This window comes from Kribbella sp. NPDC050281 (assembly GCF_040655855.1).
GTDB lineage: Bacteria > Actinomycetota > Actinomycetes > Propionibacteriales > Kribbellaceae > Kribbella.
Genome location: NZ_JBFAKS010000031.1, coordinates 69,076 through 83,105, shown reverse-complemented (window position 1 = coordinate 83,105; position 14,030 = coordinate 69,076). Strand labels below are relative to the sequence as shown.

Here is a 14,030-nt window from a genome sequence, read left to right as displayed (position 1 = left end):
CGGAACAGTCCTACTGTGAGCGCACTTTGTCCCTCGAACCGCCAGGTGGGGAGTCGAATGAGACGTCGGAGTGTGGCGTTGCTGGTCGCGGCCGGGGTCGGGATGGCGGGCATTGCCGCCGTACCGGCCGAGGCGCACGACAGCAAGCGGGTGGTGGGGTACTACACCAACTGGAGCGGGTACGACCGGAACTTCCTGGTCAGCGATCTGGTCAAGAACGGGTCGGCCGCGCGGCTGACCCAGATCAACTACGCGTTCGGGTTCGTCGACGCTGCCGGGAACTGCCTGAGCAGCGACGCGTGGGCCGACTACCAGCGGCCGTTCAGCGCCGAGCAGAGCGTCGACGGCCAGGCCGACGAGCCGGGGCAGGTGCTCAACGGCAACCTCAACCAGTTCAGGAAACTCAAGAAGAAGTACCCGAAGCTGCGGATCAGCATCTCGCTCGGCGGCTGGACCGGCTCGAAGTACTTCTCCGACGCCGCACTCACGCCGGCCTCGCGGGCCGCGCATGTGAAGTCCTGTGTGGACATGTGGCTGAAGGGCAACCTGCCCGGCCTGCCCGCGGGTGCCGCCAAGGGTGTCTTCGACGGGATCGATCTCGACTGGGAGTGGCCCGGCAGCGAGGGCAACCCGGGCAACGTGATCCGGCCCGAGGACAAGCAGAACTTCACCGCCCTGGTCCACGAGTACCGCACCCAACTCGACCGGTTGTCCTGGCCGTTCAAGGGCCGCTACAACCTGACCGCGTTCCTGCCGGCGAATCCGACGATGATCGACAACGGGTTCGAGGTCCGCAAGCTGTTCAAGGACCTGACCTTCGGTACGACGCAGGGGTACGACTACCACGGCCCGTGGGAGCAGCTGACGAACCAGCAGTCCGCGATCGACGGACCGAAGGGTGACCCGACCACACCGGAGTTCAGCTCGCAGGTGACGATCGACGCCTACCTGGCCCGGGGCGCACCCCGGAGCCAACTGGTCATGGGCGTGCCGTTCTACTCCCACGGCTGGACCGGCGTGACCGATCAGAACCACGGCCTCTTCCAGCCCTCGACGGGCGCCGCACCGGGCACGTTCGAGCCCGGTACGGACGACTACCGCTATCTCAAGGCGCAGCTGTCCAACTACACCGTCTACCGCGACAACAAGGCCGGCTTCGCCTGGATCTTCGACGGTACGACGTTCTGGACCTGGGACGACCCGGTGGAGATGAAGCGCAAGGCGCAGTACATCTCGAAGCGCGATCTGGGTGGCGCGATGATCTGGTCGCTCGACGGCGACACCGGAAATGGGGAGCTGATCTCGGCGTTGCACCTAAATATTCGGTGTGTGTATCTTAACTCCCTCGTGTTTGGGTTCGGCGCCGTCGGCGCCGAACCGATCCATCTCGGCAACTCCGAGGCAGTCGTCGTACGGCTCGACCGAGGCCGGGAACGCCTGTTCTACAAGGCAGGTCCGGGCATCGACGACGAGGCCGACCGGTTGGCCTGGCTCGGCACGACCGGCTTCCCGTGTCCGACAGTCGTTGATCGAGGCAACAACTGGCTGCTGACCAGCGAGCTGCCCGGTCGGGACGCGTCCCAGCCGTGGCCGGCCCGCGACCGGCCGGCCGTCCTTACCGCGATCGCGGACGGCCTTCATGCGCTGCATGAACTGCCCGACTGCCCGTTCCTCTCACCCTTCCCGGGTGAGCGGGAGATGGTCACCCATGGCGACTACGCGGCGCCGAACGTCTTCATCGACCCCGAGACGCTGCGCTTCACCGGCCTCCTCGACCTCAGCCGGCTCGGAACCGGCGACCGCTACATAGACCTCGCACTGATGTACAAGAGCCTGTCCGGCGAGCTCAATCCGCAGTACGGCGGCCCTCCCGCGGCTCGGCGTTTCATCGAGGCGTACGGCGGCGACCCGGACGACCCGCGGATCCGCTACTACATCGACCTCGACAACTCCGGGGACTTCTGAGCTCGGAAGGCTCGGCGGTAGGCACTGGGCGTCGTGCGGACGGCGGTGTGGAAGCGGCGGCGCAGGTTGGTGGCCGATGAGAGGCCGACGCGGGTCGCGATGGTCTCGATCGGGAGGTCGGTTTCCTCCAGCAGGGCACGGGTCCGGCCGATCCGTTGCGCCAGCAGCCACTGCCCCGGAGCCACTCCGAGCTCGATCGCGAAGCGTCGGGCGAGTGTCCGCGGTGACACGTTCAACCGCGCGGCCAGGTCGTCCACGGTGATCGGCTCGGCGAGTCGCTCGGTCGCCCAGTCCAGCAAGGCACCCAACGCATCGGGAGACTGTGGGCGGTCGTCGGTCCGGTACTGGACCTGGCCGCCCTCCCGGTGCGGCGGCATCACCATCGTCCGCGCGATCTGAGCGGCGTACGCGGCGCCGTGGTCGTTGCGGACGAGATGGAGACACAGGTCGATCCCGGTACCGGAGCCGGCGCTCGTCGCGATGTCACCGTGGTCGATGTAGAGCACATCCGGATCCACCCGGACCGCGGGGAACTGCTGCTGCAGTACGTCGCATTGCCGCCAATGCGTGGTGATGCGGCGACCGTCGAGCAGACCGGTCGCCGCCAACGCGAACGCACCCGAGCAGATGCTCACCAGCCGGGCACCACGTCGATGGGCCCGCCGCAAGGCGCGCAGCACCGCGTCGGTCGGCATCCGGCCGACCGGCAGCCAGCCCGGAACGACGATCGTGTCGGCGCGGTCCAGCGCCCGCAACCCGGACGTCACCAGCAGGTCGAAACCTCCAAGCGTCCGGACCGCGCCCGGCCGCTCGGTACACACGCTGAACCGGTACCGGTCGTTGCCGAACACGACGGCCGCGCAGCCCAGCTCGAAGCTCCCCTGCGGTGCCGAGACCAGCGCGACGACGCGATGCGGACTCATGACAGAAAAGTACCTGAACGAGACTATCCAGACACTGGGGATATCCCTGTGGATATCTCAGGATCGTAGGTATGCAGAACTACGAATGGGCGTCGGTCGACGACGCGCCGGTCCGTGAACTGTTCCCCGGAATCAGCCTGCGATCGCTGTGGACCAACGGCGTCGCCTCGGCGCACGTGCTCCGGATGGACCCAGGCTCCTGCTGGGAGGGCATCGACGTACACGACCCGGGACCGGAGGAGGTCTACGTCGTCGATGGTGTGTTCAACGACGGGATCCGCGACTATCCGGCCGGTTCGTTCATCCATGCCCCGGCCGGGTCGTCCCATGTGCCGCAGTCGGAAAAGGGCTGCACCCTGTTCCTGTTCTACCCGGAGGGCTGACCTCAGGGCTTGTTGATCTGCACCACGTCGAAGTCGGTGCCTGCTGGTGCTCCCGGCCCGAACGGCGGTGGGAAGCCCAGATCGAAGCGGGCGTTCACCAGCGCGAGCCGGTCGCCGGACTTGGCCACGGTGGTGGGGATGCGGAACAGCTTGCTGGTGAAGGTCTCGGTGATCCGGCCGCTGGTCAGGTCCCCACTGAGCCTGATCTTGACCAGCCGCTCAGCGAAGTTCTCCACCACCCACAGCGTCCGGCCGTCGAGCAGGATCCCGTCCGGTGTACCGGGGGTGATGGTGCCGCCGGTGATCGCGATCGTCCGGCTGGCACCGGTCCGCGGGTTCACCAGGTACAGCTCGCCGCGGGACGAGCGCCCGAGGATCAGCCACTTTCCGCTCCGGGGTGCGCCGATCCCGTTCAGATTGGGGAACTCCCCCATCACGGCGGCAGGCCCACTGAGCGGAATCGTCTGCGGCGTGCCGATCCGGCCGTGGTGGCCGATCGGCACCTTGTAGATCACTGGAGCGAACGTGTCGGTGAAGTACGCCGCATGCTCGGTCACCGTGACGTCGTTGATCAGGCTGTCGCCGGTGGCGAGCACCAGATCCTTGATTGTCGAGCCGCTGCGGGTGCTGTACACGTACGCATGTCCGGTCGCGCCGCCGGCCACCCACAGCCGTTTCGCGTCTCGTTCGACCTTCATCCCGGAGGCCGAGCGGCCCGGCGGCGCGTCAACGAAGATCGCACCCTTGCCGGTCCGCAGGCTGCCCCGGAAGATGTCACCCGTGGTGAGCGATCCGGCGTAGAACGTTGCCCCGGGCCCGGTGGCGATGCCTTCCGGCTGGAAGTCGTTCGGCAACGGGATCGAGGCCGGGAAGGGTGCACCGGCGGCGACGGTCAGTGCCACCGCGGACACAATCAGCGCAAGTTTCCGGAAACGCGACATGATGCCCCCTGAAATCCCCGTTTCCCCTTCATTTGAAGGTAGAACCGGGGTTTCAGGTTGTCCAGGACACGCTACTCGGTACTGCGCAGTTCCGTCGGAGCGCCGTGGACGGCGGGGATCGAGCCGAGCTTGCCGGCCTGGAAGTCCTCGAAGGCCTGGACTACCTCGGCGCGCGTGTTCATCACGAACGGCCCAGCCATCGCGATCGGCTCGCGGATCGGGCGGCCGCCGATGATCAGGACGTCCAGGTTCGGCTCCGCCTGGGGCTGCGTCGTACTCGCCGCGGTGCGGATCGTGTCACCCGGGCCGAAGACCGCCAGCTGGCCCTTGCGGAACGGGCGATGCTCGGCGCCGACCGTGCCCTGACCGGCCAGCACGTAGACGAGGGCGTTGTAGTCCGGCTGCCACGGCAGTACCAGTTCGGCGCCCGGGCTCACGGTCGCGTGGACCAACGTGATCGGTGTGTGGGTCGAGCCGGGGCCGTCATGGCCGTCGACCGAGCCCGCGATCACCCGGATCAGCGCGCCGCCGTCCTCCGTGGACAGCAGGGCAGCGTCACCGCCGCGGATGTCCTGGTAGCGCGGGGGCGCCCACTTCTGCACCTTCGGCAGGTTCACCCACAGCTGGATGCCGTGGAACAAGCCGCCGCTCAGCACCAGATGCTCCGGCGGGGTCTCGATGTGCAGCAGCCCGCTGCCCGCGGTCATCCACTGGGTGTCGCCGTTCGAAATGACACCGCCGCCGCCGTTGGAGTCCTGGTGCTCCATGATCCCGTCGAGCATGTAGGTGACGGTCTCGAAGCCTCGGTGCGGGTGCCACGGCGTGCCCTTCGGCTCGCCCGGAGCGTACTCGACCTCACCCATCTGGTCCATGTGGATGAACGGGTCCAGGTCGCGGAGGTCGACGCCGGCGAACGCACGCCGTACCGGGAATCCCTCACCCTCGAAGCCGCTCGGCGCGGACGTCACCGACTTCACCGCCCGCTCGTGCGCGACGGCCGGATCCGGCTGGTGGACGCGGGGCAGCACAGTGATGTCGCTGACGGTCACGGCGGGCATGGTGGTCTCCTCGCTGCTCAGTAGTTCAAGAATAAACTATCTGCCTCAACCGCGGCAAGGCCTGGTGGATTCCCGGACCGCCACGCCATCACAATCACGTGGCGCGGCGGGGCGCGCCACGTGAGCTCGGCGCTGGGTGGCAGTTGTGATGGCCTGGCGGTCCGCATGGCAGACTCCTGCTTTGTGACGGCGCAGATTCTGGACGGCAAGGCCACCGCGGCGGCGATCAAGGACGAGCTGAAGGTCCGGGTCGCGAAGCTGGCCGAGCAGGGCGTGGTGCCCGGGCTCGGCACGATCCTGGTCGGGGACGACCCGGGCAGCCGGGCGTACGTGGCCGGCAAGCACCGTGACTGTGCGGCGGTCGGGATCGCGTCGATCCAGGTCGAACTGCCGGACACCGCGACCCAGGACGAGATCGCCGCGAAGGTCCGCGAGCTGAACGAGAACCCGGACTGCACCGGCTTCATCGTCCAGCTCCCGCTGCCCAAGCATGTCGACACGAACACGATCCTCGGCCTGATCGACCCGGCCAAGGACGCCGACGGCCTGCACCCTGTCAGCCTCGGCAAGCTCGTCCTCGGCCAGGACGGCCCGCTGCCGTGCACTCCGAAGGGCTGCGTCGAACTCCTCCGCCGGTACGACGTTCCGATCGCGGGCGCGCATGTGGTCGTCATCGGCCGGGGCGTGACCGCCGGCCGCCCGATGGGTCTGCTGTTCACCCGCCGGAGCGAGAACGCCACCGTGACCCAATGCCACACCGGCACCACCGACCTGGCGTCCGTCGTACGCACCGGCGACATCGTGATCGCCGCCGCCGGGTCGGCCGGGCTGATCACCGCGGACATGGTGAAGCCGGGCGCTGTCCTGCTGGACGTCGGCACCAGCCGGAACGCCGAGGGCAAGATCGTCGGCGACATCGAGGCCGCCGCCCGCGAGCAGGCTTCCTGGATCGCGCCGATGCCGGGTGGGATCGGCCCGATGACCCGGGCGATGCTGCTGACCAACGTGGTCGAGGCCGCCGAAGCGAGCCTGGCGCAGTGACCCGGCCGGGACGGAACGAGAAGAGCGTGACGTGCTGATGGCGGGCGAGGCTCAGCGCAGCAGCGAATGGCCGTTGGTGGTCTCGCTCCTGGTCGCCGCGACCGGGCTGGTCATCCTCACCTTCTACGACTGGCGCAACGGCGTACTGATCTTCGCCGGCAGCGTCGTCCTGGCCGGCCTGCTCCGCGCCACCCTCTCCGACACCGCCGCCGGCCTCCTCCACGTCCGCGGCCGCATGTTCGACACCGCCTTCCTGATCGCCGCCGGCGCCGCCATCGCCGCCCTGGGCCTCATCGTCCCCAACTGAGTGACATCCCACTAGGTCGCGAAGAGGTATCGCCCGGGGTCGGGCCGTAGACATCGCGGCTACTGCGTGTCACCATCGCGGCATCGTTCGGGGGATCGATTCCATCAGGGGCGGGGGGCGTCCGGGATGACTACTCAAGTCACGTTGCCGGCTGAAGATCAGGGCACGCCGAGAGTCAAGGTGAAGTTGTCGGCCGAAGGTGGGGACTCGCCGGCGACGCCGGACCCGGAGAGCGGTCAGATGATCTTGAAGGTTCCGTCCGATACGGAGGTGACGCTGACCGCGGAGGTGGATCCCGCCAACGAATCCGCGACGTACGCGTGGACCCGTGCCGGCACGCCCTTTGTGCCCAGGACAGCCGGCAAACACGTCTTCACTGCGGGCAAAGACTCGTGGGGCGAGTATCAGGTGGTTGCCACGGTCAACGGAACTGCACTACCGCCGGCCGCCGTCAGTGTGGTGGAGCGTGTGGCTGAGGAGCAGGCTGAACCTGACGACGAGGACAAGGTCGCCGAGATCGCGCCCGGTGAGTACGATCCGAAGTTCGCGCTGATCAGTGGCATCGCGGCTGCTGTGGCGGCCGTCCTGGTGGTGCTCCTGCTGACTGTCCTGATGTTCGGCATCGATCTCCCCGGGACGGTGTCGACCGTCGGGGACAACCAACAGATCACGGGCACCTGGGCGCAGCGGTTCTCCGGCGTGCTGGCTCTCATCCTGGCGGCTATCGGCGCGATCATCATCTTCGGCGGGCTCTGGCTGGCGGCGCTGGAGACTCGTGGACGTCTCCGTGCACAGCAGGCCATCGCCGAGCGTGGCGCCCTCGACGGCGTCGCCGAGGTTCTCGACAAAGCTCGGCTCCTGCGCGGCACGATCGCCGTACTGTCCGCGGGTGTCGCCATCCTCGTCGTCGCATCGCTCATCGCGATCCGGCTGGCCGGTGCCGAGTCCGGCGCGGACCCGCAGGTCAATCCATCGGCGCCGGCCACCTCGTCAGTCGCACCGTCGGCCTCGCCGGCCGGCTGAGTCGTCATGGGGAATGCGATCGTCGTCCTCATCGGCGTCCCTGCACCCAAAGCCTTCAGGTACGACGGCGAGCGGTATTCCTTCGCGTCGTTGCAGGGTGTGCTGAACGACATCGCCTGGTACAAGGGGTTCCTGCCCGGTGTGATCCCTGCGCAGTCCCTGACCGTTCGCGCATGGGTGACTGAGTACGACACCAGGGTCGCCGTCATCAAGGACCGGCTCACCAAAGTCGTCGGCCAGCTGCAGCCTGACGACTTGATGATCCTCGTTCTGTGCGGTCACGGGTTCCAGGTCCGTGACCGCGACCCGATCCCGGAACAGGATCTGAAGGACGAGGTCTTCGCGTGCTCGGACGGCCCGCTGCTGGACGACTTCTTCCAGGAGCTGTGGGCGAAATGCCCGACCGGTGCGCGCATCGTCTCGGTCGCGGACACCTGTGGATCGGACACGCTGGTCCTCGGATTGACCCGCCCCGAGCCGCTGTTCTACCAGGTGCTCACCGGCGCCGGGCCGTCCCGGCTGGCGGTCTCCGCATCCCTGAGCGCGGAGACGGCCCAGGAAACCGGTCCCGCACACCAACGACGCGGCTTGCTCAGCCATGCCCTGGAACAAACGTGGGACGCACGACCCGAAACCACGTACCGCTCGTGGTTCATGGCCGCAATGAAACGCGTCAGCAACCAGAACAGCCGTCAACACCCGACCCTGAGGTATCTAGGCCCCGAACCTGGGTTGACCCTGGTCGACTCCCAGCCATTCCAGGTGTAGCAGACTGACGCCGTGACCGTTCAGATCCGTGCAGCCACGGCCGACGACGCACCGCGAGTCGTCGAGATCTATGTCGACTCCTGGAACGCAGGCTTCACCGGCCTGATGCCACCGATCGAGGCCGACGCGGGCCGGATCCAACGCTGGGCAACCGATCTGGCCAGCGACCGCACCAGCTGGTGGGTCGCCGAAGCCGACGGCTCCATCGCAGGCTTGGTCGGGATCGGGCCCAGCCGCGATCCGGTCGATCCCCAGCTGGGCGAGCTCGACACGATCGCCGTCGACCCGGCCCACTGGCGCACCGGCCTCGGCACCAACCTCATGCGCACCGCACTCGACGCGCTCGCCGCCTACCAGCAAGCCATCCTGTGGACCCTGGCCGACTACCCCCAGGGCCAGCGCTTCTACGAATCAACAGGTTGGTACGCCGACGGCACCACCCGCGCCGACGGCCACCAAGTGATGTTCCGCCACGACCTCAACGGGTAAGGCAAGAGCGCACCAGCAGCGGATGTCTCGGACAGGAAGTGGGGTCCGCGGACAGGGTATTTCCTGTCCGGGGACCCCACTTGGTGTCCGCGGTCCGAAGCCGTCAGCGGCTCGGGCTCAGTGGAAGAAGTGGCGGGTGGCGGTGAAGTACATGGTGATGCCGGCCTTCTCTGCGGCTTCGATGGCGGCTTCGTCGCGGATGGAGCCGCCGGGCTGGACTACTGCCTTCACGCCACCCTCGATCAGGACCTCGAGTCCGTCGGGGAAGGGGAAGAAGGCGTCTGAGGCAGCCACGGAGCCGGCGGCGCGCTCACCCGCGCGGGAGACGGCGAGACGGCAGGAGTCGACGCGGTTGACCTGGCCCATGCCGACGCCGACCGAGGCGCCGTCGGAGGCGAGCAGGATCGCGTTGGACTTGACCGCGCGGCACGCCTTCCACGCAAACGCAAGGTCGGCCAGCACCTCAGGCGAGGCCGCGGAACCGGCCGCCAGCGTCCACGCGGACGGGTCGTCACCAGGGGCCTGGAAGCGATCGACGTGCTGCATCAGCAGCCCACCGCTGACCCCACGCATCTCAACGGCATCGCCGTCGGTCGGTGCGGCCGCCACCAGCAGCCGGATGTTCTTCTTGCCCTGAAGGATCTCGACAGCGCCGTCCTCGTAGGCCGGCGCGACCAGCACCTCGGTGAAGATCTCCGCGACCTGCTTGGCCAGGTCCACCGAGACGGGCCGGTTGGTCGCGATCACACCGCCGTACGCCGAGACCGGGTCGCACTCGTGGGCGCGGCGGTGTGCCTCGGCGATGTCCTTGCCGACCGCGATGCCGCACGGGTTCGCGTGCTTGATGATCGCGACGGCCGGCTCACTGAAGTCATACGCGGTACGCCGGGCCGCGTCGGCGTCGACGTAGTTGTTGTACGACATCTCCTTGCCGTGCAACTGCTCCGCGGAGGCGAGACCGCCACGACCGTTGGTGTACAGCGCCGCCGGCTGATGCGGGTTCTCGCCGTACCGCAGTACCGCCGCCTTCTCCCAAGTCGCACCGGCCCAGGCCGGGAACCCGCTGCCGTCGGAGGTGTCGGTGAGCGCACTGCCCATCCAGGAAGCGACGGCCACGTCGTACGACGCCGTGTGCACAAAGGCGTCCACGGCCAGCCGCTGCCGCTCCTCCAGGCTGAATCCACCGGCAGCCAACGCCGCAATGACCTCCGGGTAGCGGGACGGCGAGACGACGACGGCAACGTTGGCGTGGTTCTTGGCCGCACCGCGGACCATTGACGGGCCGCCGATGTCGATCTGCTCGATGCATTCGTCCGTCGACGCACCGGACGCAACGGTCTCGGTGAACGGGTACAGGTTGCTCACCAGCAGGTCGAACGGCTCGACGCGCATCTCTGCCAACTGCTCGACGTGCTCGTTCTTGCGTACGTCGGCCAGCAGCCCCGCGTGCACCTTCGGGTGGAGCGTCTTGACCCGCCCGTCCAGGCACTCCGGGAACCCGGTCAGCTCCTCGACCTTGGTCACCGGTACGCCGGCCGCCGCGATCCGGGCCGCGGTGGAACCGGTCGACACCAGCTGGACGCCGGCCGCGGACAGTGCTGTCGCGAGCTCCTCCAGACCGGTCTTGTCGTAGACGCTGATCAGCGCCCGGCGGATCGGCCTGCGGTCGGTGCTCACTTCAGTCGAACCTTTCGTCCGGTGATGGTCCAGCCCTCGCGGACCAGCCGGCCGACCCACTCCACCAACTGGCGGCGCTCGACCTCCTTGATCCGCTCGGTGAGGGTTTCTTCGGTGTCGTCGTCCTCGACCGGCACGACGACCTGCGCGATGATCGGCCCGGTGTCGACGCCGCCGTCCACGAAGAACAGCGTCGCGCCGGCCACCTTCACGCCGTACTCGAGCGCGTCCCGCGGCCCGTGGATGCCGGGGAACGCGGGCAGCAGCGCGTTGTGGGTGTTGATGTACCGGTCGCCGAACGCGGCCAGGAAGTCGTCGCCGACCAGCTTCAGGAAGCCGGCCGACACGACCAGATCGGGCTTGTGCTCGGACACCGACGTAGTCAGCGCACGGTCCCACTCGACCCGCTCGGCGTAGTCCTTGACCTTGTGCACGAACGTCGGCACACCGGCGGTCGCGGCCCGGTCCAGCCCGGCGATCCCGTCCCGGTCGGCGCCGACGCCGACGACGCGAGCGCCGTACGCCGGGTCGGCGCAGGCGTCCAGCAAGGCCTGCAGATTCGATCCCGATCCGGACACCAGCACGACGAGGCGTGCAGGTTCAGGAGTGGGCGCAACCGGGTCTGTCACGCCGCAAACCTTATCCCGCGGTGTCCGCCTCAACGTCAGCCGGTCGGCGGGAGGCGATCACCGCGGCGGTGATCGCCGCCCCGATCGCCATCCCGGCAGCCAGTACGCCGGCCGCCGGCAACGCGGCCGGGATCCCCACGGCCGACATCCGACCGGGGCCGGCCGAGCCGCCCGACAACGCCATCAGCACGTAGAGCATCACGCCCGCGATCAGAGCCGCGATACCACCGCGGAGCGCGAACGCGTCCCACCCGAGCGCATCCGCCTCCTCATCGACCAGACCGCGCCGCACCACGACCAGCCCGGCCACGACGCCAGCGATCAGCGGGACCAGAGCGGTCAATGCGAGCAGGTAGGTCGGTGTTGCGCCATCTTCAGGTACTGCGGCCAGCAGCGGCAGCGCCGGCAGATTGCCGACATCCACTCCGGTCGGGGCGATCGTCGTACCCACGCCCAGCTGGAAGCCGGGTCCGGCCAGGAACGAGACGACGTACAGGATCATGTTCGGCACCAGCATCAGGCAGATGGCGAACAGCACGACCGATCCGATCACACCGGCGTCCAGCAGCTCGAGCATGCCGGTGATGCGGGAGAAATGGATCGCGAGCAGTACGCCGTACAGCATCGATGCGATCGCGATCACGGTCAGGACGGCGGCCGCCGCGGCCGGCACGGTGTCGCGGAGACCGATCGGTGTCGCATCGGCGATGTCCGCCGCCGCACCGGACTCGACCAGTATGCCGAGGGTCCCGGCGACGAACGCGATCGTCCCGGCACCGAGGAACGCCGCCAGCGGGTGCACCTTCAGCGATCCATCCGCTGTGAGCAGCGCCACGATCAGCCCGCCCAGGCCGTAGACGACGGCGAACACTCCGGACAGCAGGATCAGGTCCCCGGTCCGGTCGGCGGCGCTGTTCCTGGCCGCGGACTTGCCGCCGCGGTACAGGCACCAGCCGAAGAACAACGTCAGACCGAGCGGTGCGACCGTGAGCGAACCGCTGCCGAGCGTCACACCGGCCTTGTGCGCGACCAGCCAGGCGGATGCGCCGGCGCGGAGAGCTCCGGAGGCGCCGCCGAACGTCGCGGCCAGCCAGCCGATCACGGCCACCGCCGCACACGTGAGCAGACCGGTCAGCAGGCAGGCTCCGGCCGAGAGCGCCGCCGACAGGACCACCGGCTTGGTCGGGGCGACGACGTCGGACGGGGCGGGCCCGGGCGTCTGGTGTGGTCCGCCGTCACGGGCGCCCGGGCGGCTCAACATGTCGGTCATCTGACTCCCATCGTCACCCTGCCGCGAGATGCCACTCGTTCTGACACGCCGGATATGGAAGACTTCGGCGCGCTTGCTCACGCTCGGTTCACCCCCTCTCGCCGGCGGGTAGCTGACTGTGGGCGACCGGGATCCACCCGGTACTGTCGGGTGGAATCAGTCAGGAGGTCGAGCTTTGGCCGGTTCCCACCGCGCACCGCGCGGCGGCGGTCGTGCCGCTGCCCGGGAGGCGCGCCGGCAGAAGGCGCGTAAGCGGAACCAGACGATCGCGGCCGGTATCGCGGTCGTTCTTCTGGTCGGAGGCGGCGGTGTCGCCGCCCTGAACGCGTTCGGCGGCGACAACTCACCCGGCGCGAACGCCAGTGGCGCCTCCGACGACAAGTCCGCCGACTCGAATGTGCTCACCGACGACAAGGCCCTGCTCGACGGCGCCACCGCGAAGCCACTGGGCGCGACCGGGGCCTGGACGATCACCAAGACCGCCGACGGCAGCACCGCGCCGGACCGCGCGTTCGCGTGCCAGTCCCAGCGGTTCGCCGACCCGGCAGGACTGCGCACCTGGGTCCGCACGTTCCAGAACACGGCCACCAAGCAGACCGCGGTCCAGTACGTCGAGGTCTCGAACGACGCGGCCGCGGCCGGCAAGGCGTACACCTCGATCGTCGGCTGGCTCGGCCAGTGCAACTCCGAGAAGCAGACCCGGCTGTCCGCGAGCTACCTGACCACCGGCGTCGGTGAGCGCGGCTGGATCGCCGTGTTCGGGCAGCCTTCGGGCACCAAGACGAAGTACAAGACCATCGCCGTCTCGGTGGCCGGTCAGGCGACCATGGTGCTGGAGCACGACACGATCGCCGGGACGCCGCCCCCGCCGAACGCCGTACTGGCCGCGGCGGCTGCGGCCGCGAAGCGGATCTGCGCGCAGTCCGGCGGCTGCAGCAAAGCGGCACCGCTGGCGAAGCCGAGTCTGCTGCCGAGCACCGAGGCCCCGGGGTTCATGGCGCCGGTCGACCTGCCAGTGCTGTCCGAGATCGACAAGCCGTGGGTGAGCACCCCGGCGAAGACCGGCCCCGGCACCCAGTGCGAGAACTTCGATCCGAAGAAGGCGAAGGCGACCAAGTACGGCTCCCAGACCTACCTCACGCCGGATGCGAAGGTGCCGACCGAGTTCGGCCTGGACGACACGGTGGCCAAGTTCGCGACCGCGAAGGCGGCAAGCACCTTCGTCGCCCAGATCCGCAAGAACGTCGACGGCTGCGAGAAGACAGTCTCGAACGCGAAGGTGGACTCGACCGGCGAGATCGTGACCAGCGTGATGAAGGGCGAGACCTGGGAAGCGTCGTTCGACACCGGTGACGGGAAGAAGTTCACCTACCGGATCGGTGTCGCGGCCTCCGGAGATCGCGTGGTCTACCTGCTGTTCCCGGTCCTGAAGGGCCTCGACGTCACCGACAGCGGCTTCCGGGAGACGCTGATCCGCGCGACCGAGCGCTCCGTCGCCTACAGGTAAGCCCCCTGCAAACAGCAACGGGACCCGCGGCCCATGCCGCAGGTCCCGC

At 68.4% G+C, this 14,030-nt stretch carries 14 protein-coding genes; 8 read left to right on the top strand and 6 right to left on the bottom strand.

Annotated elements, in window-relative coordinates; translation table 11 throughout:
• Positions 1-57: 57 nt before the first annotated feature.
• Entirely contained in the window at positions 58-1,965 is a 1,908-nt protein-coding gene (locus AB0I34_RS29575) for a glycosyl hydrolase family 18 protein (protein ID WP_360451373.1), read from the top strand.
• On the opposite strand, the gene AB0I34_RS29570 is transcribed toward AB0I34_RS29575, so the two are convergent.
• On the bottom strand, positions 1,932-2,888 hold the full coding sequence (locus AB0I34_RS29570; protein ID WP_360451370.1) for a helix-turn-helix domain-containing protein: 957 nt from the start codon (positions 2,886-2,888) through the stop codon (positions 1,932-1,934). The genes AB0I34_RS29575 and AB0I34_RS29570 overlap by 34 nt on opposite strands.
• A 71-nt stretch (positions 2,889-2,959) precedes the next feature.
• Here AB0I34_RS29570 and AB0I34_RS29565 point away from each other — a divergent pair, with 71 nt between their 5' ends.
• On the top strand, positions 2,960-3,271 hold the full coding sequence (locus AB0I34_RS29565) for a cupin domain-containing protein (protein ID WP_360451368.1): 312 nt from the start codon (positions 2,960-2,962) through the stop codon (positions 3,269-3,271).
• Positions 3,272-3,273: 2 nt separating this feature from the next.
• On the opposite strand, the gene AB0I34_RS29560 is transcribed toward AB0I34_RS29565, so the two are convergent.
• Both AB0I34_RS29560 and AB0I34_RS29555 read right to left on the bottom strand, forming a co-directional pair.
• Entirely contained in the window at positions 3,274-4,173 is a 900-nt protein-coding gene (locus AB0I34_RS29560) for a hypothetical protein (protein WP_360451365.1), read from the bottom strand.
• Between the two features lie 110 nt (positions 4,174-4,283).
• Positions 4,284-5,270: a pirin family protein gene (locus tag AB0I34_RS29555; protein WP_360451363.1), complete on the bottom strand. Its 987-nt coding sequence runs from the start codon at positions 5,268-5,270 to the stop codon at positions 4,284-4,286.
• Between the two features lie 183 nt (positions 5,271-5,453).
• Between AB0I34_RS29555 and AB0I34_RS29550 the strand changes: the two genes are divergently transcribed.
• The 5 genes from AB0I34_RS29550 (at position 5,454) to AB0I34_RS29530 (ending at position 8,898) form a co-directional block, all read left to right on the top strand.
• Positions 5,454-6,311, top strand: a complete 858-nt coding sequence (locus AB0I34_RS29550) for a bifunctional methylenetetrahydrofolate dehydrogenase/methenyltetrahydrofolate cyclohydrolase (protein ID WP_360451360.1) — start codon at positions 5,454-5,456, stop codon at positions 6,309-6,311.
• Between the two features lie 37 nt (positions 6,312-6,348).
• Entirely contained in the window at positions 6,349-6,618 is a 270-nt protein-coding gene (locus tag AB0I34_RS29545) for a DUF3017 domain-containing protein (RefSeq protein WP_360451457.1), read from the top strand.
• Between the two features lie 126 nt (positions 6,619-6,744).
• Positions 6,745-7,641 (top strand): hypothetical protein, encoded by an 897-nt coding sequence (locus AB0I34_RS29540; protein ID WP_360451357.1) that lies wholly within the window; start codon positions 6,745-6,747, stop codon positions 7,639-7,641.
• 6 nt (positions 7,642-7,647) lie between these two features.
• Entirely contained in the window at positions 7,648-8,409 is a 762-nt protein-coding gene (locus tag AB0I34_RS29535; RefSeq protein WP_360451355.1) for a hypothetical protein, read from the top strand.
• Between the two features lie 12 nt (positions 8,410-8,421).
• Positions 8,422-8,898 carry a GNAT family N-acetyltransferase gene (locus AB0I34_RS29530; RefSeq protein WP_360451352.1) on the top strand — a complete coding sequence of 159 codons (477 nt, stop codon included), beginning with the start codon at positions 8,422-8,424 and terminating at the stop codon, positions 8,896-8,898.
• Positions 8,899-9,015: 117 nt separating this feature from the next.
• On the opposite strand, the gene purH is transcribed toward AB0I34_RS29530, so the two are convergent.
• The 3 genes from purH to AB0I34_RS29515 are packed head-to-tail and all read right to left on the bottom strand — an operon-like array spanning position 9,016 to position 12,474.
• On the bottom strand, positions 9,016-10,575 hold the full coding sequence (purH, locus tag AB0I34_RS29525; RefSeq protein WP_360451350.1) for a bifunctional phosphoribosylaminoimidazolecarboxamide formyltransferase/IMP cyclohydrolase: 1,560 nt from the start codon (positions 10,573-10,575) through the stop codon (positions 9,016-9,018).
• On the bottom strand, positions 10,572-11,204 hold the full coding sequence (gene purN, locus AB0I34_RS29520; protein ID WP_360451348.1) for a phosphoribosylglycinamide formyltransferase: 633 nt from the start codon (positions 11,202-11,204) through the stop codon (positions 10,572-10,574). The genes purH and purN overlap by 4 nt, the downstream gene beginning before the upstream one ends.
• Before the next feature lie 10 nt (positions 11,205-11,214).
• Complete coding sequence (locus AB0I34_RS29515) at positions 11,215-12,474, bottom strand: DUF6350 family protein (RefSeq protein WP_360451346.1); 1,260 nt, start codon at positions 12,472-12,474, stop codon at positions 11,215-11,217.
• Positions 12,475-12,649: 175 nt separating this feature from the next.
• Here AB0I34_RS29515 and AB0I34_RS29510 point away from each other — a divergent pair, with 175 nt between their 5' ends.
• Positions 12,650-13,981 carry a hypothetical protein gene (locus AB0I34_RS29510; RefSeq protein ID WP_360451344.1) on the top strand — a complete coding sequence of 444 codons (1,332 nt, stop codon included), beginning with the start codon at positions 12,650-12,652 and terminating at the stop codon, positions 13,979-13,981.
• Positions 13,982-14,030: the final 49 nt, after the last annotated feature.

What these genes read in the sequence shown, in the direction of transcription:
- AB0I34_RS29575 (WP_360451373.1), top strand. Translation starts at nt 58, where the DNA reads ATGAGACGTCGGAGTGTGGCGTTGCTGGTCGCGGCCGGGGTCGGGATG.
- AB0I34_RS29570 (WP_360451370.1), bottom strand. Translation starts at nt 2,888, where the DNA reads ATGAGTCCGCATCGCGTCGTCGCGCTGGTCTCGGCACCGCAGGGGAGC.
- AB0I34_RS29565 (WP_360451368.1), top strand. Translation starts at nt 2,960, where the DNA reads ATGCAGAACTACGAATGGGCGTCGGTCGACGACGCGCCGGTCCGTGAA.
- AB0I34_RS29555 (WP_360451363.1), bottom strand. Translation starts at nt 5,270, where the DNA reads ATGCCCGCCGTGACCGTCAGCGACATCACTGTGCTGCCCCGCGTCCAC.
- AB0I34_RS29545 (WP_360451457.1), top strand. Translation starts at nt 6,349, where the DNA reads ATGGCGGGCGAGGCTCAGCGCAGCAGCGAATGGCCGTTGGTGGTCTCG.
- AB0I34_RS29540 (WP_360451357.1), top strand. Translation starts at nt 6,745, where the DNA reads ATGACTACTCAAGTCACGTTGCCGGCTGAAGATCAGGGCACGCCGAGA.
- AB0I34_RS29535 (WP_360451355.1), top strand. Translation starts at nt 7,648, where the DNA reads ATGGGGAATGCGATCGTCGTCCTCATCGGCGTCCCTGCACCCAAAGCC.
- AB0I34_RS29515 (WP_360451346.1), bottom strand. Translation starts at nt 12,474, where the DNA reads ATGACCGACATGTTGAGCCGCCCGGGCGCCCGTGACGGCGGACCACAC.